Origin of the sequence: Janthinobacterium sp. NKUCC06_STL, from assembly GCF_019345455.1 — a bacterium.
Classification (GTDB): domain Bacteria; phylum Pseudomonadota; class Gammaproteobacteria; order Burkholderiales; family Burkholderiaceae_D; genus Janthinobacterium; species Janthinobacterium rivuli.
The window spans coordinates 1,649,447-1,674,017 of the sequence record NZ_JAHKQY010000001.1 but is presented as its reverse complement, the minus strand read 5'-3'; the positions used below and the strand labels follow the sequence as shown (position 1 = coordinate 1,674,017).

Here is a 24,571-nt window from a genome sequence, read left to right as displayed (position 1 = left end):
GACAGCGTTTATATTGATAACCGTTGATTGCATTCTCCCCCTCCCACTTGACAATGGGTTCTACCCCGCGGTGCCGCTAGCCCGCGGGGATTTTTTTGGGCAATTGGTTTATGCAGATATCGGCGTACCCGCCGACAATTGCGTCAAGGCATCTCCAGCGACCCGGCAGATGCGCCAGTCTGGCATCACGTCCGCGCCCATGCCCTTGTAGAAATTGATCGCGTTTTCATTCCAGTCCAGCACCGACCATTCGAAGCGGCCGCAATCGCGTTCGACGGCCAGTTGCGCCAGCGCCACGAGCATCTGCTTGCCATAGCCCTTGCCGCGCACCGATTGCTTCACATACAGGTCTTCCAGGTACAAGCCCTTGCGGCACAGGAAAGTGGAAAAATTATGGAAGAACAGGGCAAAAGTCACCACTTCGCCATTTTCCTCGCCCACCAGCGCTTCGCATGCGGGATGGGCGCCGAACAGGCTGTCGTGCAGCATGGATTCCCTGGCGATCATCATGTGTTCGAGTTTTTCAAACACGGCCAGTTCGTGGATCATGCCAAAGATGGCGGCCACGTCGGATGCGGTCGCGGGACGGATGGCGAGGGAGGAAGAGGTGCTCATGTTGCCTTTGTTGATGGAGTGGTGGAAAGGGAAGCGATGGGACTCGTCTTGCGTGCGCCCGACGTCAGGGCCCAGGCCACGCTGGACAGGCACAGCACCATGCCCACCCATTCGATGGCGGCGGGCCGGTAGTGTTCGAACTGCACCGACAGCAGGACGGAAATGACGGGCGTGACGACGCCGATGTACACGGTCTTTTGCGTGCCGATGCGGGCGATTAAGGTGAAATAGGCGCTGAAGGCGATCACCGAACCGAAGATGGCCAGGTACACCAATCCCATCCAGTAACTGGGGCGCGTGGGCAATTGCCACGACTGGCCCGTGGCGACGGCCCAGACGGCCACCATCAAGGTGCCCCACAGCATGGTCCAGGCCATGGTCAGCATCACGTTACCGGAGTGTTCGCGCACTTTCATGACGAGGGCGTTGCCTGCCGTGCTCGACACGGTTGCCACCAGCGCCAGGATAAAGCCGAGCAGGAAATGACCATTGCCGCCGCCCAGAATATCTTGCAGCGCCGCGCCGATGGACTGGTAAAACAGCAGCACGATGCCGCAGATGGCGACGAATGCGGCGCAGCAGGTGCTCCAGGTGATCGGTGTGCCGAAGGCGATGCGGTTGAGCAACGGCGTCCAGAAGACCATCAGCGCAAACAGCACGCTGACGAGGGCCGAGACCAGGTATTGCTCCGAACTGTAGGTGCACACATAGCTGAGGGCGAACGAGGCCAGTCCCTGCAGCAGCATCCATTTTTGCGCGCGCCAGGGCAGGCGCAGGCGGTCGCCGCGCACGGCGCACCAGGCAAACAGGGTGGCCGACGCGAGGCCGAAGCGGTAGACCACGGAAACGGCGGGGGCGACATCGCCCAGCTGCAAGGTGATGGCCCAGAAGGTGGAGCCCCAGATCAGGCAGGCAATAATGAACAGGAGAGGAGAGGACATCGCGCAAGTATACGGGCATCGCGCGTTCCGGTCGAGTTTGGCAAATGCGCAGGCAGGCATTGAGCCAGCGCAGTGCTTCTGGAAAATGTTGAATTTATGAAAATATTTACTTTATTATCAAGTAAATATTTTCTGAATTGCATTTTTGAAGGGGACCGCCATGCCAGCCTCACTGCAGATCAAAGTATGGAGCGTGCTTGTGTATGTCGTCGTGACGGCTGTGATTGCCATCTGGCTGCACCCTTCCGCCTTGCTCGCTGCCGGCGCATTCGGCTGAGCGCATGCGCCGGCAAGCGGATCAATGCGTGACGCGGGTCTTGCGGCCATCGGACAGCAGGCGCACGCGCTCGCCCGGGCGGAACAGCTCGTCGGCGTCCTGCACGATGGCGCGCATGTCGCCATTGTCCAGGCGCACGGTGATTTCCAGGCCGGCTTTGTTCGAGGCATTCGCTTCGATGCTCTTGCCGGCCATGCCGCCGGCGACGGCGCCGAGGATGCTGGCCGCGATGGCGCCTTTGCCGCCGCCGATAGTCGAGCCGGCCACACCGCCCAGCGCCGCGCCAGCCAGCACGCCCGTGCCCGTTTCACCCTTGTCAATGGTTACCTGGCGCACGGATTCAACCGTACCCATGCGAACCGATTGTTCATTCTGCGCCTGGCGCGCATTGTAGACATTTGCCGAGTTCGGTTGTACGGCGCAGCCGGCCAGGGTGGCAAGCAATGCCACTGCAATAATTGGTGCTTTCATGTGGGACTCCCTTGGACAAAAGTTGCTTGCCGATTGCGTCGACCGGCAGATGGTGACTTATCATAAGGACACTTGCCTCAGATAACTAGTTACGAATGGTAAAAATCTGTTACCAACTTCGCGTAAGCGCTTGCCGCTCAATACGTCAGCCGCAGGCGCCGGTATAAAAATCCCAGCACGAACAGCGGCCCCACCAGTAAAAAACGCAAGTCGTCGAGGAACGACGGTTTCTTGCCTTCGATCTGGTGGCCGATGAACTGGCCTATCCAGGCCAGCACGAACAGCGCCAGCGACACGGGCAGGATGGTCAGCGCCGGCATGAGCAGCAGCAGGCCCAGCATGGCGGCCAGCATCGCCAGCATGCCCGCAGCAAACGGGCGCGACAGCTTGTAATAATAGTATAAGGCCAGAATACTGCCGAGCAGCGCCACGCTGGGATGCACGCTCCACAGCAGCCCCAGCAGGCTGAAAACGATCAGCGGCACACACACGATGTGCACCCATTCATTGACGTGATTGCGGTGGCTTTCGCCATACTGTGCCAGCAGGGTATCGATGGTGCGCATGGGTGGTCTCTTGTGTAGGCAGGGTTGTGCGGGAATTCTACACTGTCGCGTGGCCGGGTAAAATGGCCCATCATTTTCCTTTTCGGAACGCTCATTTGAATAGCCCAGCCATCTTGCCAGACGTTGCCGCCGACCCGCGCAAGCGCTGTTTCGATCCCGTCGTCAATGCCGATACGCGCTTGCTGGTACTGGGCAGCCTGCCCGGCGAAAAATCGCTGGCGCACAGCCAGTACTATGCGCATCCGCAAAACAGGTTCTGGATGCTGCTGGGCGAAGTGCTGGGCGTGGAGTTGAAGAACCAGCCCTATGAGGAACGTCTGGCGACCTTGTTGGCGCACGGCGTGGGCCTGTGGGATGTGGTGGCGCAGGCGCAGCGCACGGGCAGCCTGGACAGCAACATCCGCGAACGCGACGACAACGACCTCGTGGCTCTGGCCGCCAGCCTGCCGCAGCTGCGCACGATCGCTTTCAATGGCGGCACGGCCGCGAAGCTGGGCATCAAGGTGCTGGGTGAACATGCGCAGCGCTACCGCATCGTCAGCTTGCCGTCGAGCAGTCCCGCCTACACCTTGGCGTATGCGCAGAAATTGCAGGCGTGGCTGGCTTTGCGTGGCTGATGTCAGGCGGCAAGCCTGTGCATGAGGCGCTGCGCCCGTTCTTGCCGGTACTGGCGCCGCCAGAACCAGGCGATGCAGATCAAGCCCAGCAGGGATGGCGCCAGCTGCGTCCAGGGCTGGCCCACGCGCAGCAGGTTGCCGGCGGCGGCGGAAAGCATGGCGAACAGCGAGGCGAGCAGCTTGTAGATATGTTCATAGCGCCACAATATGCCATGCCAGCGGCGGGGAAAGGCCCAGCGCGCGCCGTCGTAGACGAGGATGGTGGCCAGGCCGCCCAGCGATGACAGCACGACGATGGCTTGCTGTCCGGAAGCATCGTGCTGCAGGCGCAACAGGATCAACCCGCCCGCCACCAGCGCGGCTGCCGTCATCGCGCCATCGACGGCTTGCGGACCGGCATCGCGCGTGTAGACGGCGCGCCAGCCGCTCAGCAGCTGGTACAGCACCAGCACCGTCAGCACGGCAAAGACGGGACGATAGTCAAACAGCAGATTGCCGATGGCGGCCGTGGCGCAGACCAGCAAGGTCAGCCACCCGAACAGCCGGCCGCGGCGGCGGTGCTGCGGCGTGCCCTTGGCTGTCGCCAGCAGGAAGAGCCCCAGGCCGATGGCGGCGCTGCCGGCCAGCACATGGGTGGCAATATTGATCAGTTGCGGCTGGGACATGCACATCTCCGGGAGGTGCGCCAGGCTGGTCGCACGCTAACGGGAGATGGTATCTTGATAACTGCCGCTTGTCGAGATGACGGGCGGTGTGAGGACAGAATTTACGCCGGCGCGTACGGCTGCGCTTCCAGCGGCTGTCCCTTGGCATCGAATTTCAGCGCCACGGACAGTTGCGTCACGCCGATGGTGGCCAGCGCGTCGCAGATGTCGTCGACTTCATCCTGCAGGTCGGCAGCCAGGTCCAGCGGCTTGTCGGCGCTGTGCAGCAGCTGGCCGCTTGCCGTGCTGACGTTGACGCGCAGCAGCATTTCGCCGTGCTCATCGGCCGGGCCGACGACCACCGACACGTCGGCAGCGTCCACCTGGTTTTCCGCCAAGGCATGGTTGATGCCGGACATCATTTGCAGCATCGCGTATTCGCTCATGCCTTGTTCCTTGCCACCGTGGAACAGATCCTGGTAGAGGAAACTCACTTCCAGCGCGCTGCCGGCCGGCGCCAGGCAGCGTTTCACCAGGTCGCCCACTTCCGTCGTCCATTGCTGGTAGCGGGCCATGCGCGCGTCGAACCAGGCGTCGAGCGCCGCTTCGTCCTTCGGTTCCGCATAGAACGGGTCGTCCACGCGTTTCAAGGCAAAGCCCAGCAGGAAGCGCAGTTCGACGGCCGTGTCTTGCGGGCCGAAGGCCGTTTCGCTCCAGCCGACGATGCTGCTTTCCAGACCCGGCGTGGCGACGATTTTCTTGTCCGTCATCGAGCTATAGGCATCGCGCACCATGTCGTGCAAATGGCTGTAGGTGATGCGGTCGATTTCATCGAGGTCATAGGCATGGCTCATCAGGACCACCTTGGCCTTGGCGCTTTCCAGTTCTGCCTGCTGGAAACTTTTCACCAGTGCTTCGAAAGCGTCCTGGTCCTGGAAACTGTCCGCTTCCTTCAGACCGCCCGTGCTTTGCACCAGCAGGGGCACGACGAAGGCGTTGATTTCCATCGCCGGGGCATTCTCGCGGCGGATCACGGAAATGGACGCCGCTTCCTCGATGTGGCTGCGCAGGTACTGATAGGCGCCCACGTCTTCGTATTTCGAACGCTCGATGGCGTCGTACAGGATTTCATCCTTCTTTTGATTCAGGGCCTTGCGGATCAGGCGGCCGAACTCGACGGCTTGCTCGGCCAGCACCGTGCCCTGCGATTCGCTGTCTTCCTGCTCCGCCAGGTTCAGGGCCATCGTGCACAGCATGCGCGTGACGGATTCATCCTTGTCTTCAGGCGTGTTGGCGGATTTACGGGGGACAGGGCGCTTATTTTTGGGCATGGCGATCAACAGGTTAAGAAAGACGGGTCAGGCAAACGGAAACAGGCGCCAAGGCTTTGCCAGGCGCCGGGACAGATCATACAGGCGGACGCGGCCGCCTGATACATCAATGGTCGGTATCGAACATCTCGTGCAATTCGTCGAGCAGGTCGGCGGCTTCTTCCTGCGACAGGCCGAGATGCTGGCAGGCAAGCTCGCCGCCCTTGTCCCACTCGAGCGAGGTACTGTTGCCATGGTAGCGCTGAATGCCTTTTTCGGCCAGCAGCGACAGGGCGACGAGCGAGCGGATGGCGTCGTCCGTGGACGGATCTGCCAGCACCGTGTAGTCGTGGTGGTGCAAAATCGCCCAGGAGACGTCGGAGGACAGGCCCCAGTTGCGCGCCAGCAAGCAGCCGATGGCCGCATGGTTGGTCTGGTGGCGCGCGTCTTCCAGTGCCGTAAAACAATTGTTCGCATCGTTGGCCGCCGCCGCATACGTGTTGACGTAGTCGGGAAAGCGGTTCATCAGCAGGGGCACGCCGATGTCGCAGAACAGGCCGAAGGTGTGGGCGATGTCGGGCGGGGCGATGCGCAGCTTGCGCGAGGTAAATACCAGGGCGCGCGCGCGCTTGGCCGACACATCCCAGAAGTTGGTCAGTTCCACGCCTTCCGCTTCCAGCGCCTGGCGTGCCAGCAAGCCCGTCATCATGGCGCTGCACTGGTTGATGCCAAGAAAATTGATGCCTTGCTCGACGGACTTGGCCTTGCGCGCGGCGCCATAGAACGGCGAGTTGGCCAGTTTCAGCAGGGCGCCGGACATGCCGACGTCATCGGCGATGATGCGCGCGATGCGGCGCGGCGACGGGTCCTGTTCCGCCAGTTCGCGCTGCAGGTCGACCAGCAGGCTGGGACGCGGCGGGATGCGGATGGAACGCATCAGGGCGTCAACCGGATCTTCCTGCACTACCTGCTTTTGCGCTGCCGCTCTCATCATCACGCTTTCATCATCATTTTTGTGCCCGGTGCTTAGTCTGTCGTGCGCTGTCGCTGCCCGCCTCATGAGCGTCTGGCGCAGTGCCCGACGATTATCGCTGTTTATGCGCGGCAATAGTTCATCTCTGCAATATTTTGTCGCAAAAATCCTCGTTTTGGCCTACTCCGGCTGCGATTTTCGTCATTTTACGACGCGGCCCATGAAAGAATTCATGATTAAAATAGCAAGTTTCATTTGTTTTCAAGGTGGGACAAGGCGTGCGGCGGGATGCGTGGCGGTACAATTGCCGGATGAAAAAAATCCTCGCGGGTATCGATTTTGCGGACGATTCCAGCAGCGTGGCGCGCCAGCTGATCGGCGTGACGGTGCTGGTCGATGGCGTGGGCGGGCGCATCGTGGAAACGGAAGCGTATGACCGGCTGGACCCGGCTTCGCACACGTATGGCGGCATGACGCCGCGCAATGCAGCCATGTTCGGCCCGCCCGCGCACGCCTATGTCTACCGCTCGTATGGCATCCACTGGTGCCTGAACTTTGTGTGCCGCGAAGCGGGCCATGGCGCGGGCGTGCTGATCCGCGCCATCGAACCTTTGGTGGGCCTCGACATCATGCGCGAGCGGCGCGGCGTCGACGATGCGCGGCTGCTGTGCTCGGGGCCGGGCAAGGTGTGCCAGGCGCTCGGTGTCACGCACATGCACAACCGGCTGGCGCTCGATGCGCCGCCGTTCATGCTGTTGCCCCGCGAACAAGAGGTGACGGTGCAGGCGGGCTTGCGCATTGGCATTTCCAAGGCGATGGACACGCCGTGGCGCTTCGTGCTGGCCGGCTCGCGCTATCTCAGCAAACCGATGCGCGCGCCAGCCGCCTAGCTGCGCCGGCGCTGCGGCGTCGTGTTTGTGCCGGGCAAGGCGGACTTGCCGCGCAACGGGCTGTGCAGTGCGCGCCGGTCCTGCTGCGCACTGGCCGGATGCTGGAATGCTTCTTCCTCGGTCGGGCCGCTCGGCGCGGCGGGGCGCTGGTCCAGGGTGAAGACGCTGACTGCCGCCGACAATTTGACGGCCTGGTCCTGCAAACTGGCCGCCGCTGCCGCCGCCTGCTCCACCAGGGCCGCATTTTGCTGGGTGACATCATCCATTTGCGTGACGGCCTGATTCACTTCCGTGATGCCCGACGCCTGCTCCGCGCTGGCCTGTTTCACGCGCTGGATGATTTCATTGACTTGCTGCACCGAAGCCACGATGGCGCCCATGCTGTCGCCCGCTTGCTGCACGGCCACGCTGCCGCCATCGATGGTGGTCACCGAGGTGGCGATCAGGGTCTTGATTTCCTTGGCCGCCTGCGCCGAGCGCTGCGCCAGGGTGCGCACTTCGGATGCCACCACGGCAAAGCCGCGGCCTTGTTCGCCCGCGCGCGCCGCTTCCACCGCCGCATTCAGCGCGAGGATATTGGTCTGGAAGGAAATACCATCGATCACGCCGATAATATCCACGATCTGGCGCGAATTGGCGCGTATTGTCGCCATCGTCGTCACCGCCTGCTGCATCGACTCCCCCCCTTGCACAGCCAATGTGGATGCTTGCCCCGCCAGCTCGCAGGCCAGCTGGGCGTTGTCGGCGTTGTCATTGACGGCTTGCGTCAGCGCTTCCATGGCGCTCGATGTTTCTTCCAGCGAACTGGCCTGCATTTCCGTGCGCGCCGATAAATCCAGGTTGCCGGTGGCAATTTCGTGCGAGGCCGTGTCGATTGATTGCACGGCGTCCATGATGGTGCGCAAGGTCTGGTTCAGGTGGGCGATGGTCTGGTCCAGCACGCGCGAGGTGGCGGCGATTTCGTCATTGCCCTGCTTGGGCGCGCCGGCCGTCAGTTTGCCCGCCGCCAGGTCTTGCACGGCGTCGGCAATGCCGCGGATTTCCACCAGCATGGCGCGCCGCACCAGCATGGTCACGACGATGGAGACGAAGATAGACAGCAGCACCGTCAGCAGCAGGCTCCAGCCCAGGGTGCGAAACTCGGCGCTGGCCGTCGCATGGGCCTGGCTGCTGAGCGTCGTTTCCAAGGCCGACAGTTGCGCCAGCTGCGTATTGAACTGGCCGAATTGGGTTTCCGCCTTGAGCATGGAATTGGTGGCGATCGACTGGTCCATCTGCGCCATTTCCATGGTTTCCAGCACGGCCTTGCGATAGCCGGCCAGCGCCGCGATGGCCGCATCGACCAAAGTGCGCTCGGCGCCCGTGGCCGTGGAACGCAGCGTGGTCAGCTGGGTGCCGATGGCCGCGTGGCGCGCCTTGATCTGTTGTTCAAGTGCATCGAGGCGGGCCTTGGCGAAGCTGCCATTCGTCCACGACAGCAACTGGTACATATTGCCATGCACCTGCCTGGCCTCGCCGAGTACATCGGCGGCCGCCTTCAAATGCGTGATGCGCACCCGCACCATGTTTTCCAGCGAGGCATTTTGCCGCACCATGCCATACCATGCGCCGGTCGAGCTGAGTATCAGCAACAGCAAGACCAGTATGGGCGCCAGCAATAATTTTGGTCCGATGCGTAATTGATTGAGCATGCTTGACTCCTGGCTATGGCTGTTCACACCGCAGGCGGCGCGCGGTGTGCATGCGCGCCGCCCCTGCCTTATTTTTTGTAGATCCCCGCTTCCAGCACTACATCGTTGACGCGCAGGATGTATGTGGTCTTCGGTTCGATCTTGCCGCTGGTGGGATTCTTGTACTGGTAATCGACCCAGCCCTTGCCCTGTTTTTGCGCCAGTTCAATGATTTCACGGCGATATTTCTTGCCATTCGCATCGGGCACATCCGTCAAATCCTTGCCCACGATGGAAGGATTGATGGGGTGGGCCAGCACGATGCCCGTCTTGATGTCGCGCATGTCCACGTATAGCGAGCCCTGCACGAAGTCCGGGTCTTTCGCCGTGATTTTCTTCATCATTTCTTCCTTGCCATGCGCCTTCATGAAGGCGGCGCCCCGTTCGGCCATGGCGATGGCGTCTTTTTCCGTTGGTTCGACGGCGGCACTGACGCTGCCGCCGGCAAATGCCAGGCACAGCAGGCTACCCGTGAATAAGCGTTTCATGAAAGCTCCTTGTGATATCGAGGGATATGTTGCCAAGTCGTAATTTACGTCGCCGATGCTTCCCTCAAATTGCGATGGAACAAACTAAGGTGTTGCTTGTAGGCAGCATGCAACGTATCGACGGCTTGTTGATATGTAGCAATTTGGTTCCGAACGGCAAGAATTATGATGACTTTCACAGCATGCCGGGCGGGTCTGGCATGAGGGGGAAGAGGCTGGAATTGGACGATGTAGGGCTGATTTCATGCAAGTTATCGCTATTTACAGGCAAGGAGCTTATCGTGTCCGCACTCATTACCGAGCCGTTTTCACCCAAGTTCAAGCCGTATACGCGGCAGACCATTCAACAGGCGCGGCAGTGGGAATGGCTGCCGGAAGAGCAGCGCGAAGCCGTGCAAGTGGTGTCGCACGTCTTGCCGTTTCGCACCAATGAATATGTGCTCGATCAGCTGATCGACTGGAACAATATCCCTGACGATCCCATTTATCGCCTCGTCTTTCCCCACCGCGACATGCTGCCGCCCGAGCAGTACGCGCACTTGCGCGACCTGGTGCTGGTCAAGCAGGACAAGGCTGCCATTGATGCCTATGTGCATGGCTTGCGCCTGGGCATGAATCCCCACCCGGCCGGCCAGATGACGCATAACGTGCCGAAGGTCAACGATGCGCCCGTGCGCGGCTTGCAGCATAAATATGCGCAGACGGTGCTGTTTTTCCCCAGCGCGGGCCAGACCTGCCACGCGTATTGCACCTTCTGCTTTCGCTGGCCCCAGTTTGTCGGCATGGACGACATGAAGTTCGATGCGCGCGAGTCGCATGAGCTGGCCGCCTACCTGAAACTGCATCCGAAAGTGACGGACGTGCTGATCACGGGCGGCGACCCGATGATCATGAACACGCGGCAACTGGCCGCCTACCTGGAGCCGCTGCTGGCGCCGGGTCTGGAACACATCCAGAACATTCGCATCGGCACCAAGGCGGTGGCGTATTGGCCGCAGCGCTTCGTGTCCGACCGCGATGCGGATGACTTGATGCGTCTGTTCGAGCGCGTCGTCAAGGCGGGCAAGAACCTGGCCGTGATGGGCCATTACAGCCACGCCGTCGAGTTGCGCCAGGACATCGCCCAGCAAGCCGTGAAACGCATCGTTTCCACGGGCGCCACCTTGCGCATGCAGGGGCCGCTGATCCGCCACATCAATGAAGATCCGGCAAGCTGGGCCGAGCTGTGGCAGACGGGTACGCGCCTGGGGGCGATTCCGTATTACATGTTCGTGGAACGGGACACGGGGCCGCGCGGCTATTTCGAGCTGCCCCTGGCAAAAGCGCACGAGATTTTCCAGGCCGCCTACCAGATGGTGTCCGGCCTGTCGCGCACGGTGCGCGGGCCGTCCATGAGTGCGTTTCCCGGCAAGATCGTCATCGACGGCATCGTCACCATCAATGGCGAAAAACTGTTTGCCCTGCAATTTTTGCAGGCGCGTAATCCGGATTGGGTGCGGCGGCCGTTTTATGCGAAATTCGATGCGGAAGCGACGTGGATGGACGATCTGAAGCCGGCCTTTGGCCACGACAAGTTTTTCTTTGAAACGGATGAGCCTGTGCCGCAGGTGCCGCATAAAATCATCCGTCTGGCAAAGGCCGCCTGAGCATGCACGGCGCCGGCGCTTTTTCCCGCTCCGGCATGGCCGTATTTTGTCTGGTATTCCTGCCGTTCGCGCTCGGGCATTACCTGTCGTGCCTGTTGCGCGGCGTGAATGCCGTGCTGACGGCCGAGTTGCTGAGCGCCATCGCCCTGACGCCAGCCCAGCTGGGCCTGCTGACCAGCGCTTTTTTTCTCGCCTTTGCGCTGGTGCAATTGCCGGTTGGCATGGCGCTGGACCGCTACGGTCCCCGCACGGTGCAACTGTGGCTGCTGGCGCTGGCGGCCCTGGGCGTGTGGCTGTTCAGCCGGGGCCACAGCTTTGCCGAACTGATGTGGGCGCGCGCCTTGATGGGAGCGGGCCTGGGCGGTTGTTTCATGGCCGCCGTGAAAGCGATCTCGTGCGCCATCGCGCCAGCGCGCCTGCCTTCCGTGCATGGCTACCTGATCGCCGTGGGCGGGCTGGGCGCGGCCACGGCCACCATGCCCGTCAAGCTGGCCCTGCACTATACGGACTGGCGCGGCGTCTTCCTGGGCCTGGCGCTGGCGGCGCTGGCCATCGGCTTGCTGATCCGCCTGCTGTCGCCGGCCATGCCCGCGCCCGCCGCCGACATGAACAAGGTGAACAAGATCAGCGTGTGGAGCGTCTATCGGGATCCCGGTTTTCGCCGCACCATCGCGCTGATCCTGCTGCCGCACACGGTGTTCTTTGGCGTGCAGGGTTTATGGATAGGTCGCTGGCTGGCCGACGTGGGCGGCTTGTCCGATGACAATGTCGCGTATCTGCTGTATCTGGGCATGGCGGCCGTCATCTTCGGCGCCATCGGCATGGGCATGCTGACGGAATGGGCCGGACGGCGCGCGATTGAACCCATGCAAGTGGCGGGCGCCGGCATCGTCCTGTTTGTCGCCGTGCAAGTGGCGATGGCATGCAATGTGGTGCCCAGCCTGCCGTTGCTGTCCGTGCTGTTTACCTTGCTGGGCACGGTGACGGGCCTCGAATATGCGATCGTCGCGCAAAGCATGCCGGCCAGCTTGACGGGAAGGGCGGCCACCTGCCTCAATCTGCTCATTTTCACGGGCGCCTTCCTGGTGCAGGCGGGCTTTGGCCTGATCCTCGGCTGCTGGCCCCTGAACAGCCAGCAGCAGTATCCGCCACAGGCCTACCAGGTGGCGTTTGGCGTGCTGGCGGCCTTGCAACTGCCGGGACTTGCGATGTTTTTCATTCACCGCTACAGGTGTGCCGGACCATCCGGTAAAATGACAGCCTGCACAGCGGCAATGATCAACTCCAAGGAAGACTATGAAACTCGTTCGTTATGGACGTCCAGGCAAGGAAAAACCGGGCCTGATCGATGAAGAAGGCAAACTGCGCGACCTGTCCGGCGTGATTGCCGATATTGACGGCGCACAACTGTCCGACAAAGCCCTGCGCAAGCTGGCCAAGCTCGACGAAAAGACCTTGCCTTTGGTGCGCGGCAATCCACGCTTCGGCGTGCCGCTGGCGAAAGTCGGCAAGTTCATCGGCATCGGCCTCAATTATGCGGATCACGCGGCCGAATCCGGCATGGCTATCCCGGCCGAACCCATCGTCTTCATGAAGGCCATTACCTGCCTGAATGGCCCGGACGACAATGTCGTGTTGCCAAAAGGCTCGAAAAAGACGGATTGGGAAGTGGAACTGGGCGTGATCATCGGCACGCGCGCGCAATATGTGAGCGAAGAAGACGCCCTGAAATACGTGGCCGGCTATTGCGTCGTCAACGATATCTCTGAGCGCTCGTTCCAGCTGGAACGGGGCGGCCAATGGGATAAAGGCAAGGGCTGCGACACCTTCGGCCCCATCGGCCCGTGGCTGGTGACGCGCGATGAAATCATCGATGAGCAGGACCTGGACCTGTACCTGGAAGTCAATGGCAAGCGCATGCAGACTGGCAATACGCAAACCATGATCTTCACGGTGGCGCAGATCGTCAGCTATCTGTCGCAATTCATGACACTGGAACCGGGCGACGTCATCGCCACGGGTACGCCGCCGGGTGTGGGCCAGGGCCGCAAGCCGCAGCGTTTCCTCAAAAAAGGCGACAGCATGCGCCTGGGCATCCCCGGCCTCGGCGAACAGCAGCAGGACGTGCTCGCCTGGACTGCTTGATGGCCGGTAGCGATATCGACCGCTTGCCCGCGCTGCCTTTGGCGCAGCTGGACCCGCAGCAGCGCGCCGCCGCGCAAGCCATCATCGATGGTCCGCGCGGGGCGCTGTACGGCCCCTTCGTGCCGCTGATCCGCAGCCCCGAGCTGATGGAAACGGCGCAGCGCATGGGAGAATACTTGCGCTACCGCAGCGCCATCGGCACGCGGCTGTCGGAACTGGCGATCCTCGTGACGGCGCGCCAGTGGGACCAGCAAGTCGAGTGGGCCATTCACGCGCCGCTGGCCGTGCAGAACGGCATCGCGCAAGCGGCCGTGGACGCCATTGCTGAACGGCGCGTGCCGCTTGCCCTGAAAGAAGACGAGCAAGCCGTGCACGACTTTTGCATCGAGCTGCAGCAGAACAAGCGGGTCAGCGACGCCACGTATGCGCGGGCGTTGGTGCTGTTCGGCGAGCATGGCGTGGTCGACTTGATGGGCATCAATGGCTATTACACTTTCCTGGCCATGGTGATGAATGGCGCGCAGACGGCCGTGCCGGCCTTGGGCGTGCCGCCCTTGCCCGCCTGATGAGATGAGTTTAGAAGAGTTCTTCGGCAAAGATGGACAAAGTGTAATGAAGTTGCAATTATTCAATATATAATTTTACTTCCCTTCCATTGCCAACAAGCTCAATGAAAACTCGTCCGTGCTTCACCCTGATGGGCCGCGCCTTCCTGGCGCTGGCCCTTTCTTTTTGTCCCTTGATGACGGTGCGTGCGCTGGCCGCCGAGACGGCCGCCAGCGCCAGCGCTTCCGCCCTGGAAAACTCCGTCGTCAAGGTGTTTTCCACCCTGCGCGGGCCGGACCCCTATAAACCCTGGAGCAAGGCCGCGCCGCAAGAGGTGACGGGTTCCGGCGTCGTCATCGAAGGCCGCCGCATCCTCACCAATGCGCACGTGGTCGGCTATGCCAGCCAGGTGCAGATCCAGGCGAATGGCGCCGGCGACAAGATACCGGCGACCGTGCTGGCCATCTCGCGCGGCATGGATCTGGCCTTGCTGAAAATCGACGACGACAGTTTTTTCGCCAGCCACAAAGCCGTGCCGCGCGCGAATGTCTTGCCGGACGTGCGCGATGCCGTGCTGGCATATGGCTATCCGACGGGCGGCACCTCATTGTCGATCACCAAGGGCATCGTCTCGCGCATCGAATTCGTGCGCTACAACTTTCCCGTCTCTGGCCTGCGCATCCAGATCGATGCGGCCATCAACCCGGGCAATAGCGGCGGCCCCGTGATTGCCGGCGACAAGATGATCGGCCTGGCCTTTGCCGGCATGCTCAATGCGCAAAATATCGGCTATATCATCCCCAACGAGGAAATCGAGCTGTTCCTGCGCGATCAGGAAAGTGGCACGCCCAAGGGCAAGCCGGCCATGCGCGACGTGACGCAAACACTGGAAAACCCCGCGCTGCGCACCTATCTGAAGCTGGCCAAGGGCGTCGAGGGCGCCGTCGTGATGTCGCCGGCCAGCAAGGATGCGGCTTATCCGCTCAAGGAGTGGGATGTCATCACGCATATCGGCGACTTTCCCATCGACAACCAGGGCATGGTCAAGCTGAACGCCAACAGCCGCGTGCGCTTCCAGTACCGGGTGCAGCAACTGGCGAAAGACGGCGAATTGCCGTTGACGGTGGTGCGCCAGGGCGCGCCCCTGAAAGTCAAGGTGCCCGTCTCGGCCGCGCACCCGATGCTGATCGCCGGCCTGCAGGGCAATTACCCATCCTATTTCATCTTCGGCCCGATGGTGTTTTCGCGCGCCACGACGGAATTCATGGCGGCGCCCAATGGCAACCCGGCAATATTGGGCGGCATGGCGTTTGCCGGCAATCCGCTGGCCACGCGGCGCGGCGATGCGCCCGATAGCGAGCGCGAAGAGCTGGTGGTGATCGCCGCGCCCTTCTTCCCGCACAAGCTGATGAATGGCTACAGTACCCGTTTCTTCTCGGTCGTCGATTCCGTCAACGGCGTGCGCGTGCGCAGCCTGGCGCACCTGGTGGCCTTGCTGCGCGACCAGACGGATGAGCTGCTGACGTTCCGCTTCCAGCAGCGCGATGCGGAAATGGTCGTCGTGCCGCGCAAGGACATGCTGGCGGCGACGGAATCGATACTGACGGACAATGGCATCCGTTCGGAAGCATCGCCCGACATGCTGAAAATCTGGAATGAAAAAACGCCGGCAAACTGATCGTTCCCGGCGTTTCGCAAGACAACAGGCGCGGCGCACACCGCGCCTGTTTTATTTTATGCCAGCACTTTTTTCAGCCACGCGCCGATGGCGTCGATCTCTTCCTGGCACAGCGAGTGCTGCATCATGTACTCGTGCCATTCCACCTTGTAACCCATGCCGGTGAGCAAGTCGCGCGACTGCTGTGCGCGGCCGACCGGTACCACGGGGTCGGCCGTGCCGTGCGCCATGAAGATCGGCGTTTCCAGGCTGGCCGGGGTGCGTTCGGCCGCCGTCTTGTCGGCCAGCGGCAGATAGCCGGACAGGCACATCAGGCCGGCCAGCGGTTCCGCGTGGCGCAAGCCCGTTTGCAAGGTCATGGCGCAGCCTTGCGAGAAACCGGCCAGGATGATGCGGCTGGCGGGAATGCCGCGCGCCTTTTCGCGCGCGATCAGCGCCTCAATTTGGGCTTGCGAGGCGCGCAGGCCACCCTCATCTTCGCGGCGCACCAGGTCGTTTTCGCGGATGTCGTACCAGGCGCGCATCACATAACCGTTGTTGATGGTGACGGGCATGGTGCCTGCGCTGGGGAAAATGAAGCGGATGGCGGGGCAGCCGCGCAAATCGAGTTCTTTCACCAGAGGCACGAAGTCGTTGCCGTCGGCGCCCAGGCCGTGCATCCAGATGATGGCGACGGTAGGGTTCGGTGCACTGTCGAGTTCTATGGTTTCCAGCAAGGTGCTCATGTGTTTTCCTCAGGTAAAGGTTGCGCCGGACGCAGCGCCGATTTGGGACGGAAGGCCTTGCAGATGGCCGGATCGGTTTCCATGTAGGGACCGCCGATGAGGTCGATGCAATATGGCACGGCGGCAAAGATGCCGTTGACCAGTTGCACGCCGTCGGCGTCTTTCAAGCCTTCCAGGGTTTCCTTGATGGCTTTCGGCTGGCCCGGCAAGTTCATGATCAGGGCGGCGCGCTCGGGCGTCTCGCGGATCACGGCCACCTGGCGCGACAGGATCGCCGTCGGCACGAATTGCAGGCTGATCTGGCGCATCTGTTCGCCGAAACCGGGCATTTCCTTGGTCCCGACGGACAAGGTGGCGTCTGGCGTCACATCGCGCCGCGCCGGTCCCGTGCCGCCCGTCGTCAGGATCAAATGGCAGTGGCTCAGGTCGACCATGTCGATCAGGGTGTTTTCAATCTGCGAGCGTTCGTCCGGGATCAAACGCTTTTCCAGGCGGAATGGCGTGCGGATGGCGGCGGACAGCCAGCTTTCCAGGGCCGGGATGCCCAGGTCTTCATACACGCCGCCGCTGGCGCGGTCCGAGATCGACACGAGGCCGATAATCAATTCGTCTTCTATCGTGGTCATAGGGCACCTGTCTATCTCGTAAAAAAACCGGGCTGATCCCGGTTTTTCGTCAATGCTGGGGTCAGACCCCAGTTTTTTACTCGTCGTCTTCGCCTTCAACGTCATCTTCGTCGGCATCTTTCTTGCCGCCGTTTTTCTTCTTGGCGATCTCTTTCAAGATCTGGAAGATTTCGCGGTAGGCTTTTGGCGGCTTGTTCTCGGCCTGCTCCTTGCGGGCATTGCGGATTAGGGTGCGCAGGTGCTGCACGTCCAGTTCCGGGTTTTCCGACAGCAAGACGGTCAACGCCTTGTCATCCGTCAAGAGTTTGTCGCGGCGGCGTTCCATCGCGTGCATATTGGCCGTGTCGGCTTTCGACAAGCCTTTCCAGCTATCGATGGTGCGTTGGATGGCGGCAACTTCTTCTTCATCCAGGGTGCGCATCTTCTTGCCCACGTATTGCAACTGGCGGCGGCGGCCTTCGTGATCCTTGATTTGCTGGCATTCGAGAATGGCGTCGCGCACGTCTTCCGGCATCGGGACGCGCTTGACGCGGTCACGTGCTTCATTGACGAGTTCTTCGCCCAGCTTTTGCAGGACGGTCATCTGGCGCTTGAGTTCCGACTTCGAAGGACGTTCATATTCCTGTTCGAATTCGGTCGATTGGAAGCCGCAAGCTCCCCGGTTTGGATTTGGCATGATAAGGCGGGATTGGCCGCGTAGGCCGCACCTGTAAACTGTAAACGACTGCTATGATAACCTTTTTAGCGGCTTTCCGAAGAAAACAGCGCATGAACGACTCCGTATTTACCCATAGTCAAGAGCAATTGCAGCAACTGGCCCGTGATGTGTTGTCTTTTGCGCGGGAAGCGGGCGGCACCGACGCTGCCGCCGAAGTCAGCGAAGGCGGTGGCCTGTCCGTTTCTGTACGAAAAGGCAAGATCGAGACGATCGAGCAAAACAAGGACAAGGGCATGGGCGTGACCGTGTTTGTCGGCAAGAAGCGCGGCAATGCCAGCACCTCCGATTTCTCTCCGGCCGCCCTGCGCGCCACGGTGGACGCCGCCTACAACATCGCCCGCTTCACGGCCGAGGACGATTGCGCCGGCCTGGCCGATGCCGACATGCTGGAAATGTCCCCCCGCGACTTGCAACTATTCTATCCCTGGCGCATTTCCACCGAGGAAGCCGTCGTGCTGGCCCAGCGGGCCGAAGCGGCCGCGTTTGCCGTCGACCCGCGCATCACCAACAGCGAGGGCGCCGGCGTGCACGTGCAGCAATCGCACTTTGTGTCCGCCAATTCGCGCGGCTTCATCGGCGGCTACCCGTTTTCGCGCCACACCCTGTCCGTGGCGCCCATCGCCGGCAAGGGCGCCAAGATGCAGCGCGACGACTGGTATTCGTCCGTGCGCGACGCCGCCAAAATGGCTAGCCCGGAAGCCATCGGCCGCTACGCCGCCGAGCGCGCCCTGTCGCGCCTGAACGCGCGCAAACTGGGCACGCGTACTTGTCCCGTGCTGTTCGAAGCGCCGCTGGCGGCCGGTTTGCTCGGTACTTATGTGCAAGCGACTTCGGGCGGCGCCCTGTACCGCAAGTCCACGTTCCTGAACGATTCCCTGGGCACGCAAGTGTTGCCCTCGCACGTGCAGATATTTGAAGACCCGCACGTGATCGGCGGCGTCGGTTCCGCGCCGTTCGACGAAGAGGGCGTGAAAACCGTCAGCCGCGACGTCGTCAAGGATGGCGTGGTGCAAGGCTATTTCCTGTCGACTTACACGGCCCGCAAGCTGGGCATGCAGACGACGGGCAACGCGGGCGGTTCGCACAATCTGTACCTGACCTCGAAGCTGACCGCCGCCAGCGACGATTTTAGCGCCATGCTGAGAAAGCTGGGCACGGGCTTGCTGGTGACGGAATTGATGGGACAGGGAACCAATTACGTGACGGGCGATTATTCGCGCGGCGCCTCCGGTTTCTGGGTGGAAAATGGCGTCATCCAATACCCGGTGGAAGAAATCACCATCGCCGGCAACATGAAGGACATGCTGCGCAACATCGTGGCCGTGGGTGCCGACGCCTTGCGCCGCGGCACCAAAGAGACGGGTTCCATCCTCATCGAGAGCATGGTGGTGGCGGGCGGCTGAGGCGCAAGCTGTTCGATGCCTGGCGGCAGCTGCCGCCTCGGCACGCTTCCCAAACGCTGGCCGCGCGGGCAAAAAAAATGCCCCGGCGAGCGGGGCATGGGATCAAGCGGGCCGGTTCGGCCTTGGCGCTCAGGTGCGCAAGGTAGACAGGATAGGCTGCAGCACGGCCGCGCCCAGGGCGGCGCTGCGGGCGCCGCTCCAGCCCGTTTGCGGGTCGGGATCGTTGGCATTGTCCTTGAACGGCAATTCCAGGGTCAGCGACAGGCAGCCGAAGGCGTGCGTGATGTGGGGCGAACCCATGGTCAGCACTTCCGGCGTGAACGGGCCGTCTTCGTAGCCGTGCTCATCCTGGAAGTCGGGGCTGGCCACCTTGAAGTCGGCGATGAAGCGGTCTTGCTCGGCTTTTTGTGCTGGCGTGAAATTTTCCAGCGCATCGCTGCCAGCCACGAATACATATGGCAGACCTTCGTCGCCATGCACGTCGAGGAACAGGTCGCAGCCGATTTCATGCATCTTCTGTTTCACCAGGAATACTTCCGGGCTGCGCTCCATCGTTGGCGTCATCCATTCGCGGTTCAGGTTGGCGCCGGCCGCGTTGGTGCGCAGGTTGCCATGCACGGAACCGTCCGGGTTCATGTTCGGCACCACGTAGAAGACAGCGTCTTGCAGGCACTGGCGGGCAAACGGATTGGCCTGGTCCAGCAAGGCTTCGAGCATGCCTTCGACAAACCATTCGGCCATCGTTTCACCGGGATGCTGACGCGCGATGACCCAGACTTTTTTCTCGGCATCGGCGTCGCCGACCACCAGCAGGTTCATGTCGCGGCCTTCCACGGTGCTGCCCAGGTCGATCAGGTGCACCAGCGGCGACGCTTGCGCGCTGTCGATCAGGGCCAGGTGGCGGTCCCATGGATACGGTTCGAAGTAGGCGTAGTACACGCTTTCTTCTTCGGGCGTATGTTCGATGGTCATCACGGTGCCGTCAAAGCTGGTCGGCACGCGGAACCAGGTTTCGCGGTCGTAGCTGGCGACAGCCTGGTAATCTTTCCAGCCGTCCGGGTAGGCCGACTTGCCGGCATTCATGAAGCGGATCGTGCACGCCTCGCCTTGCGCGCCTTGCAGGCGGAAGTAAAACCACTGCGTGATGTCGGCGTGGGAATCCTTGCGGATGTTCAGCTCGATGGAGTGGGCATCGTCGGCGCGCAGCACCTCGATCGCGCCGGCGTCGAATTGCTGGCTGATTTTAATGGTCATGTGTGTTCCTGATAAAAACGTATGGGTTTTGCATCGTGTGCAATGGCGCGATGATACCCGTTTTAGCGGCGCCTTTGTGCTGGCGCAAACGACGGCGGACGTGCTTTGCTAACGTGGAAGCTCCAACATGAGGAGAGCATCATGGACGACAACGGCAAACACATACGCGAACTGGAAAAGAAAGTCAGCGCCCTCAGCGACGCCCTGGCGCACCTGGGCAAGGGCACGACCTTGCAGGAATTGCTGCGCATCATACGTTTCCCCGGCTATACGACGCCGGCCGAATTCACCTTCAACGTCGCCATCCTCGACACCATGCTGGTGCAGGTCAATGCGCTGGAAAAGCTGGGGCAGGATTTGCTGGCGGGAGCGAAACAGGTGGTGGCGAAGCAGTAGTTTGAGGCGGGTTTACATTTTTACCCTAAACGCAAAGGCTGGGGTCGGACCCTAAGGGTCCGACCCCGGTATTACGTTGTTGGGTTCAGGTATTAAGTCCGCCAAAACGTTCAAAAAACCACGGCTCGACATTCGGCGCCTGCTCATCCTCGCGCCGCAGGGTAGCCAGGATATGTTCCTCGGCGGCCGCATACGTGATGCGGTACAGGTCGCGCGCCAGCGCATAGGCTTGCGTGCCGGGCCATGGTTCGGGCAGCAGCTCGACGGGCAGTTGCGGGTCGTGCAGTTGCACGCGGCGGTAGGCGTGCGTCAGCAGCGAGCGGATGACGAACGCCTGCTCGGCATCGAATACGGGTTCTTCCTGCAGCAGGGTCAGCAGGGGCTGGAAGCTGGCGATGAATTTTTCGTAGCCGGCCATCACTTCCGACAAGTCCCAGCAGTCGCCCACCATGTCGCGCAGGGGGCGCGTGCTCACGCCCGGCAATTCCGTGGTGTGGCAGACGTACAGCTTGCCCTGCACCTCGTTGCGCACGAGGATATCTTCCAGCGCCTCCGCATTGCTGGCCGGGTGGCCAAAGATGCCGGGAGAAATCAAACCATATCCGGCCCACAATAATTCCTTGCGCAGCGCCCCCCGCTCGGCGGCGCCGATGCTGCCGGCCGGCCCGATCACCAGGGTCCAGCTGCCATCCCAGTGCACCACCAGCGGCGCATAGATGCGGCGGTAGGCGCGTTCGAAGCGGGCCAGCGCCTCCGGGCGTATCGTATAGGCGCTGCGGCGGCCGTCGCGCTGCGAGCTGAGCCAGCCTTCCTGCGCCAGGCGGAATACGCTGGTGCGCAATAACCGGTCATTGACGCCGAATGGCGCCAGCAGTTCGATCAGGCTGCCCAGCCAGATGGCGCCGCCGCGCGGCACGATGGCGTCGCCAAAGATGGTCATCACCAGGGACTTCGAGCGCGGTGGGTCGCTTTCCAGGAAATCGGCTATCCATGCCGTGCAGCGGGTGTTCTTCATGTGGTTCCGGTCTGGCCGTGTTGCGGTCGAATCAATAAAAGCAGCAGTTTACTTGGCTGCGCGGGTAGCGCGGCAATAATTTGCGGGAAGCGCGGGTGGCGCTTCGTAGTGTTTTCTCATAAGCAATATCATACGCACAAAAAAGCCGCACAAGATACGAAATTTTAAAATGATTCATATCAAGTGTATGCAAATCGTTTTTTGTATCGTATTATCTATTCATCGCACCGCGTTGCTGCGCAAAATCAAAGACATGGGAGACAGATCATGTACGCACAAATGGTTGAAACCGGCCTCAAGAACGTCCGTTCCCTCGACGACATGGGCCAGGAAGAGCGCGCTTTCCAGGCACGCATCGACGAAGGCATCAAGATCGAGGCCAAGGACTGGATGCCGGACGCCTACCGCAAGACCCTGATCCGCCAGATTTCGCAGCACGCGCACTCGGAAATCGTCGGCCAATTGCCCGAAGGTAACTGGGTCACGCGCGCGCCGACCCTGAAACGCAAATCGATCCTGCTGGCGAAGATCCAGGACGAAGCGGGTCACGGCTTGTACCTGTACAGCGCTGCGGAAACCCTGGGCGTGTCGCGCGACGACTTGCTGGCCGCCTTGCACTCGGGCAAAGCCAAGTATTCCAGCATCTTTAACTATCCGACCCTGTCGTGGGCCGACATGGGCGCCATCGGCTGGCTGGTCGACGGTTCCGCCATCATCAACCAGATTCCCCTGTGCCGCTGCTCCTACGGTCCGTATGCGCGCGCCATGATCCGCGTGTGCAAGGAAGAATCGTTCCATGCGCGCCAGGGCTACGACATCATGATGTCGCTGTGCAAGGGCACGCCCGAGCAGAAAGCCATGGCGCAGGATGCCTTGAACCGCTGGTGGTGGCCTTCGTTGATGATGTTCGGCCCGTCCGACGCCGCCTCCGTCAACAGCGCCCAGTCGGCGCAATGGCGCATCAAGCTGTTCTCGAACGACGAATTGCGCCAGCGCATGGTCGACCAGACCGTGCCGCAAATCGAATACCTGGGCTTGACCGTGCCCGATCCCGACCTGAAGTTCAATGCGGAAACGGGCCATTATGAATTCGGCGAGATCGACTGGTCCGAGTTCAACAACGTCCTGAAGGGCAATGGCCCGTGCAACCGCGAACGCCTGCAAACGCGCGTCAAAGCGTACGAAGACGGCGCATGGTTCCGCGATGCCTTGGTCGCGTATGCAGACAAGCAAGCTGCTAGCAAAGCGGCAGCGTAAATACATAAGACAGATAGGGGATAGCAACATGAGCAAAGAATGGCCATTGTGGGAAGTTTTCATCCGCAGCCAGCACGGCCTGGCGCACAAGCATGTGGGCAGCCTGCACGCTTCCGACGCCACCATGGCGGTCAACCATGCGCGCGACGTCTATACGCGCCGCAATGAAGGCGTGAGCATCTGGGTGGTGCGCGCGGCCGATATCGTTGCCAGCAGCCCCGGCGACAAGGGCGCCCTGTTCGAACCGTCGAACAGCAAGGTGTACCGCCATCCCACCTTCTTCCCGATGCCGGAAGAAGTCAAGAACCTGTGATGGGAGCGCTTGCAATGGATGACAAGGTCAATTACCTCTTGCGCCTGGGCGACAACGCCCTGATCCTCAGCCAGCAGTTGTCGCAGCTGTGCGGCAAGGGGCCGGCGCTGGAAGAAGACATGGCGCTGACCAACGTGGCGCTGGACTTGCTGGGTCAGACGCGTTTGTGGTTCAGCTATGCGGCCGAACTGGAAAACGCGGGCCGCGACGAGGACGACATCGCCTTTTTGCGCGACGCCCACGACTTCAAGAACTGCCTGCTGGTCGAGCAGCCGAACGGCAATTACGCCGACACGATGATGCGCCAGTTCTTCTTCGACAGCTGGCACTATTTCCAGCTGCTGGAACTGACGAAATCGGCGGATGCGCGCATCGTCGAGGTGGCGCAAAAGTCGATCAAGGAAGTGACCTATCACTTGCGCCGCAGCGGCGACCTGATCGTGCGCCTCGGCGACGGCACGGCGGACAGCCACGCGAAAACGCAGGCCGCCGCCGACCAGCTGTGGATGTACACGGGCGAGATGTTCACGTATGACGCCGTCGACCAGGCCATGGTCGCCGCCGGCATCGCGCCGCCATCGGACGTGCTGCGCCGCGCTTTCCTCGAACACGTGGCCGAGATTTTCGCCGAAGCCACCTTGACCATGCCGGCGCCCGACGCCTGGATGCAAAAGGGCGGCAAGCAGGGCACGCACACGGAGCACCTGGGTTTTATCCTGGCCGAGATGCAGTTCCTGCAGCGCGCCTATCCCGGGGCGGAGTGGTAATGAACACGGCCGCTGGCGCCGCGGCGCTGGACGCCGCCCAGGTCTGGGCCTGGCTCGGCGACGTGCCGGACCCGGAAATCCCCGTCATTTCGGTGGTGGACCTGGGCATCGTGCGCGCCGTCGACGTGGTCAGCAGCGAAGAGTGCATCGTGACGATCACGCCCACGTATTCGGGCTGCCCGGCCATGCAGGTGATCGCCGACGCCGTCACGGATGCCTTGCGCAGCCATGGCGTGGCCAAGGTGACCCTGGTGAACCAGCTGGCGCCCGCGTGGACGACGGACTGGATGAGCGAAGAAGGCAAGGCCAAGCTGAAAGGCTATGGCATCGCCCCGCCGCAGCAGCAGGTGATCGACATCAGCGGCCTTGGTAGAGGAGCAGCGGGTGGCGTCAAGCGTCGGCCCATGCCGAAGCTGGACGTGATCTGCCCGAACTGCGGTTCCACGCATACGCAGCTGACCAGCCAGTTCGGCTCCACGCCGTGCAAGGCCCTGTACAAATGCATCGATTGCCGCGAACCGTTTGACTACTTCAAGTGCCACTAAAAAAATCAGGCACAC

General features: G+C 61.6%; 27 protein-coding genes. 13 read left to right on the top strand and 14 right to left on the bottom strand.

Annotated elements, in window-relative coordinates:
• Positions 1-108: 108 nt before the first annotated feature.
• The 4 genes from KO539_RS07590 to KO539_RS07575 all read right to left on the bottom strand — a co-directional run bounded on the left by KO539_RS07590 (position 109) and on the right by KO539_RS07575 (position 2,870).
• Positions 109-615: a GNAT family N-acetyltransferase gene (locus tag KO539_RS07590; RefSeq protein ID WP_219308187.1), complete on the bottom strand. Its 507-nt coding sequence runs from the start codon at positions 613-615 to the stop codon at positions 109-111.
• Entirely contained in the window at positions 612-1,556 is a 945-nt protein-coding gene (locus KO539_RS07585) for a DMT family transporter (RefSeq protein ID WP_219308185.1), read from the bottom strand. Before KO539_RS07585 ends, KO539_RS07590 begins: the two co-directional genes overlap by 4 nt.
• Positions 1,557-1,854: 298 nt before the next feature.
• On the bottom strand, positions 1,855-2,304 hold the full coding sequence (locus tag KO539_RS07580) for a glycine zipper 2TM domain-containing protein (protein ID WP_035822363.1): 450 nt from the start codon (positions 2,302-2,304) through the stop codon (positions 1,855-1,857).
• Between the two features lie 137 nt (positions 2,305-2,441).
• Positions 2,442-2,870: a DUF962 domain-containing protein gene (locus KO539_RS07575; protein WP_219308183.1), complete on the bottom strand. Its 429-nt coding sequence runs from the start codon at positions 2,868-2,870 to the stop codon at positions 2,442-2,444.
• A gap of 95 nt (positions 2,871-2,965) precedes the next feature.
• Between KO539_RS07575 and KO539_RS07570 the strand changes: the two genes are divergently transcribed.
• Positions 2,966-3,487, top strand: a complete 522-nt coding sequence (locus KO539_RS07570) for a DNA-deoxyinosine glycosylase (protein ID WP_257626131.1) — start codon at positions 2,966-2,968, stop codon at positions 3,485-3,487.
• A gap of 2 nt (positions 3,488-3,489) precedes the next feature.
• Here KO539_RS07570 and KO539_RS07565 read toward each other — a convergent pair whose 3' ends face one another.
• From KO539_RS07565 to KO539_RS07555, 3 genes are all read right to left on the bottom strand, one after another.
• Positions 3,490-4,152 (bottom strand): hypothetical protein, encoded by a 663-nt coding sequence (locus tag KO539_RS07565; protein WP_219308179.1) that lies wholly within the window; start codon positions 4,150-4,152, stop codon positions 3,490-3,492.
• 101 nt (positions 4,153-4,253) lie between these two features.
• Complete coding sequence (locus tag KO539_RS07560; RefSeq protein WP_257626130.1) at positions 4,254-5,462, bottom strand: hypothetical protein; 1,209 nt, start codon at positions 5,460-5,462, stop codon at positions 4,254-4,256.
• 106 nt (positions 5,463-5,568) lie between these two features.
• Positions 5,569-6,435 carry an HDOD domain-containing protein gene (locus KO539_RS07555; RefSeq protein WP_035822356.1) on the bottom strand — a complete coding sequence of 289 codons (867 nt, stop codon included), beginning with the start codon at positions 6,433-6,435 and terminating at the stop codon, positions 5,569-5,571.
• A gap of 290 nt (positions 6,436-6,725) precedes the next feature.
• Here KO539_RS07555 and KO539_RS07550 point away from each other — a divergent pair, with 290 nt between their 5' ends.
• On the top strand, positions 6,726-7,304 hold the full coding sequence (locus tag KO539_RS07550) for a DNA-3-methyladenine glycosylase (RefSeq protein WP_219308177.1): 579 nt from the start codon (positions 6,726-6,728) through the stop codon (positions 7,302-7,304).
• On the opposite strand, the gene KO539_RS07545 is transcribed toward KO539_RS07550, so the two are convergent.
• Together KO539_RS07545 and KO539_RS07540 are read right to left on the bottom strand one after the other, a co-directional pair.
• A complete protein-coding gene (locus tag KO539_RS07545; RefSeq protein ID WP_219308176.1) occupies positions 7,301-8,995 on the bottom strand; it encodes a methyl-accepting chemotaxis protein in 1,695 nt (564 codons plus the stop codon). The two genes, KO539_RS07550 and KO539_RS07545, sit on opposite strands and share 4 nt — an antisense overlap.
• Positions 8,996-9,063: 68 nt before the next feature.
• On the bottom strand, positions 9,064-9,522 hold the full coding sequence (locus tag KO539_RS07540; protein ID WP_034780434.1) for a cache domain-containing protein: 459 nt from the start codon (positions 9,520-9,522) through the stop codon (positions 9,064-9,066).
• A gap of 281 nt (positions 9,523-9,803) precedes the next feature.
• On the opposite strand from KO539_RS07540, the gene KO539_RS07535 reads away from it, so the two are divergent.
• The 5 genes from KO539_RS07535 to KO539_RS07515 all read left to right on the top strand — a co-directional run bounded on the left by KO539_RS07535 (position 9,804) and on the right by KO539_RS07515 (position 15,537).
• Entirely contained in the window at positions 9,804-11,168 is a 1,365-nt protein-coding gene (locus tag KO539_RS07535) for a KamA family radical SAM protein (RefSeq protein WP_374106349.1), read from the top strand.
• A 2-nt stretch (positions 11,169-11,170) separates the two neighbouring features.
• Positions 11,171-12,520 (top strand): nitrate/nitrite transporter, encoded by a 1,350-nt coding sequence (locus KO539_RS07530; protein ID WP_219308175.1) that lies wholly within the window; start codon positions 11,171-11,173, stop codon positions 12,518-12,520.
• Entirely contained in the window at positions 12,465-13,313 is an 849-nt protein-coding gene (locus KO539_RS07525) for a fumarylacetoacetate hydrolase family protein (protein ID WP_219308174.1), read from the top strand. The genes KO539_RS07530 and KO539_RS07525 overlap by 56 nt, the downstream gene beginning before the upstream one ends.
• Positions 13,313-13,879 (top strand): carboxymuconolactone decarboxylase family protein, encoded by a 567-nt coding sequence (locus tag KO539_RS07520; RefSeq protein ID WP_219308173.1) that lies wholly within the window; start codon positions 13,313-13,315, stop codon positions 13,877-13,879. Before KO539_RS07525 ends, KO539_RS07520 begins: the two co-directional genes overlap by 1 nt.
• Positions 13,880-13,983: 104 nt before the next feature.
• Positions 13,984-15,537 (top strand): S1C family serine protease, encoded by a 1,554-nt coding sequence (locus KO539_RS07515; RefSeq protein ID WP_225242662.1) that lies wholly within the window; start codon positions 13,984-13,986, stop codon positions 15,535-15,537.
• A 56-nt stretch (positions 15,538-15,593) separates the two neighbouring features.
• Here the strand turns inward: KO539_RS07515 and KO539_RS07510 are convergent, their stop codons facing one another.
• The 3 genes from KO539_RS07510 to yjgA form a co-directional block, all read right to left on the bottom strand.
• The gene (locus KO539_RS07510; RefSeq protein WP_219308172.1) at positions 15,594-16,262 is read right to left on the bottom strand and encodes an alpha/beta hydrolase; all 669 of its coding nucleotides are present in this window, start codon (positions 16,260-16,262) and stop codon (positions 15,594-15,596) included.
• On the bottom strand, positions 16,259-16,888 hold the full coding sequence (gene mog, locus KO539_RS07505; protein ID WP_035822340.1) for a molybdopterin adenylyltransferase: 630 nt from the start codon (positions 16,886-16,888) through the stop codon (positions 16,259-16,261). Before mog ends, KO539_RS07510 begins: the two co-directional genes overlap by 4 nt.
• 76 nt (positions 16,889-16,964) lie before the next feature.
• The gene (gene yjgA, locus KO539_RS07500; RefSeq protein WP_034746337.1) at positions 16,965-17,564 is read right to left on the bottom strand and encodes a ribosome biogenesis factor YjgA; all 600 of its coding nucleotides are present in this window, start codon (positions 17,562-17,564) and stop codon (positions 16,965-16,967) included.
• A 92-nt stretch (positions 17,565-17,656) separates the two neighbouring features.
• Between yjgA and pmbA the strand changes: the two genes are divergently transcribed.
• A complete protein-coding gene (gene pmbA / locus KO539_RS07495) occupies positions 17,657-19,009 on the top strand; it encodes a metalloprotease PmbA (protein ID WP_219308171.1) in 1,353 nt (450 codons plus the stop codon).
• A gap of 129 nt (positions 19,010-19,138) precedes the next feature.
• Here pmbA and KO539_RS07490 read toward each other — a convergent pair whose 3' ends face one another.
• On the bottom strand, positions 19,139-20,263 hold the full coding sequence (locus tag KO539_RS07490) for a M14-type cytosolic carboxypeptidase (protein WP_219308170.1): 1,125 nt from the start codon (positions 20,261-20,263) through the stop codon (positions 19,139-19,141).
• A gap of 141 nt (positions 20,264-20,404) precedes the next feature.
• Here KO539_RS07490 and KO539_RS07485 point away from each other — a divergent pair, with 141 nt between their 5' ends.
• Entirely contained in the window at positions 20,405-20,659 is a 255-nt protein-coding gene (locus tag KO539_RS07485; protein WP_219308169.1) for a hypothetical protein, read from the top strand.
• An 85-nt stretch (positions 20,660-20,744) separates the two neighbouring features.
• On the opposite strand, the gene paaX is transcribed toward KO539_RS07485, so the two are convergent.
• Positions 20,745-21,674: a phenylacetic acid degradation operon negative regulatory protein PaaX gene (gene paaX / locus KO539_RS07480; protein WP_219308168.1), complete on the bottom strand. Its 930-nt coding sequence runs from the start codon at positions 21,672-21,674 to the stop codon at positions 20,745-20,747.
• Between the two features lie 267 nt (positions 21,675-21,941).
• Between paaX and paaA the strand changes: the two genes are divergently transcribed.
• The 4 genes from paaA to paaD are packed head-to-tail and all read left to right on the top strand — an operon-like array spanning position 21,942 to position 24,556.
• Complete coding sequence (gene paaA / locus KO539_RS07475) at positions 21,942-22,931, top strand: 1,2-phenylacetyl-CoA epoxidase subunit PaaA (RefSeq protein ID WP_035822327.1); 990 nt, start codon at positions 21,942-21,944, stop codon at positions 22,929-22,931.
• 28 nt (positions 22,932-22,959) lie between these two features.
• Entirely contained in the window at positions 22,960-23,244 is a 285-nt protein-coding gene (gene paaB / locus KO539_RS07470) for a 1,2-phenylacetyl-CoA epoxidase subunit PaaB (protein ID WP_034746356.1), read from the top strand.
• A 14-nt stretch (positions 23,245-23,258) separates the two neighbouring features.
• Positions 23,259-24,011: a 1,2-phenylacetyl-CoA epoxidase subunit PaaC gene (gene paaC / locus KO539_RS07465; protein ID WP_035822324.1), complete on the top strand. Its 753-nt coding sequence runs from the start codon at positions 23,259-23,261 to the stop codon at positions 24,009-24,011.
• Complete coding sequence (paaD, locus tag KO539_RS07460) at positions 24,011-24,556, top strand: 1,2-phenylacetyl-CoA epoxidase subunit PaaD (RefSeq protein WP_219308166.1); 546 nt, start codon at positions 24,011-24,013, stop codon at positions 24,554-24,556. The genes paaC and paaD overlap by 1 nt, the downstream gene beginning before the upstream one ends.
• The last annotated feature ends 15 nt before the right edge of the window (positions 24,557-24,571 follow it).

Coding starts and splice junctions, on each gene's coding strand:
- KO539_RS07520 (WP_219308173.1), top strand. CDS start 13,313: ATGGCCGGTAGCGATATCGACCGCTTGCCCGCGCTGCCTTTGGCGCAG.
- KO539_RS07585 (WP_219308185.1), bottom strand. CDS start 1,556: ATGTCCTCTCCTCTCCTGTTCATTATTGCCTGCCTGATCTGGGGCTCC.
- paaC (WP_035822324.1), top strand. CDS start 23,259: ATGGATGACAAGGTCAATTACCTCTTGCGCCTGGGCGACAACGCCCTG.
- KO539_RS07510 (WP_219308172.1), bottom strand. CDS start 16,262: ATGAGCACCTTGCTGGAAACCATAGAACTCGACAGTGCACCGAACCCT.
- yjgA (WP_034746337.1), bottom strand. CDS start 17,564: ATGCCAAATCCAAACCGGGGAGCTTGCGGCTTCCAATCGACCGAATTC.
- KO539_RS07530 (WP_219308175.1), top strand. CDS start 11,171: ATGCACGGCGCCGGCGCTTTTTCCCGCTCCGGCATGGCCGTATTTTGT.
- KO539_RS07545 (WP_219308176.1), bottom strand. CDS start 8,995: ATGCTCAATCAATTACGCATCGGACCAAAATTATTGCTGGCGCCCATA.
- paaA (WP_035822327.1), top strand. CDS start 21,942: ATGTACGCACAAATGGTTGAAACCGGCCTCAAGAACGTCCGTTCCCTC.
- KO539_RS07590 (WP_219308187.1), bottom strand. CDS start 615: ATGAGCACCTCTTCCTCCCTCGCCATCCGTCCCGCGACCGCATCCGAC.
- KO539_RS07580 (WP_035822363.1), bottom strand. CDS start 2,304: ATGAAAGCACCAATTATTGCAGTGGCATTGCTTGCCACCCTGGCCGGC.
- KO539_RS07550 (WP_219308177.1), top strand. CDS start 6,726: ATGAAAAAAATCCTCGCGGGTATCGATTTTGCGGACGATTCCAGCAGC.
- paaX (WP_219308168.1), bottom strand. CDS start 21,674: ATGAAGAACACCCGCTGCACGGCATGGATAGCCGATTTCCTGGAAAGC.
- KO539_RS07525 (WP_219308174.1), top strand. CDS start 12,465: ATGAAACTCGTTCGTTATGGACGTCCAGGCAAGGAAAAACCGGGCCTG.
- paaB (WP_034746356.1), top strand. CDS start 22,960: ATGAGCAAAGAATGGCCATTGTGGGAAGTTTTCATCCGCAGCCAGCAC.
- KO539_RS07560 (WP_257626130.1), bottom strand. CDS start 5,462: ATGCCCAAAAATAAGCGCCCTGTCCCCCGTAAATCCGCCAACACGCCT.
- paaD (WP_219308166.1), top strand. CDS start 24,011: ATGAACACGGCCGCTGGCGCCGCGGCGCTGGACGCCGCCCAGGTCTGG.
- KO539_RS07575 (WP_219308183.1), bottom strand. CDS start 2,870: ATGCGCACCATCGATACCCTGCTGGCACAGTATGGCGAAAGCCACCGC.
- KO539_RS07565 (WP_219308179.1), bottom strand. CDS start 4,152: ATGTCCCAGCCGCAACTGATCAATATTGCCACCCATGTGCTGGCCGGC.
- KO539_RS07490 (WP_219308170.1), bottom strand. CDS start 20,263: ATGACCATTAAAATCAGCCAGCAATTCGACGCCGGCGCGATCGAGGTG.
- pmbA (WP_219308171.1), top strand. CDS start 17,657: ATGAACGACTCCGTATTTACCCATAGTCAAGAGCAATTGCAGCAACTG.
- mog (WP_035822340.1), bottom strand. CDS start 16,888: ATGACCACGATAGAAGACGAATTGATTATCGGCCTCGTGTCGATCTCG.
- KO539_RS07555 (WP_035822356.1), bottom strand. CDS start 6,435: ATGATGAGAGCGGCAGCGCAAAAGCAGGTAGTGCAGGAAGATCCGGTT.
- KO539_RS07540 (WP_034780434.1), bottom strand. CDS start 9,522: ATGAAACGCTTATTCACGGGTAGCCTGCTGTGCCTGGCATTTGCCGGC.
- KO539_RS07485 (WP_219308169.1), top strand. CDS start 20,405: ATGGACGACAACGGCAAACACATACGCGAACTGGAAAAGAAAGTCAGC.
- KO539_RS07515 (WP_225242662.1), top strand. CDS start 13,984: ATGAAAACTCGTCCGTGCTTCACCCTGATGGGCCGCGCCTTCCTGGCG.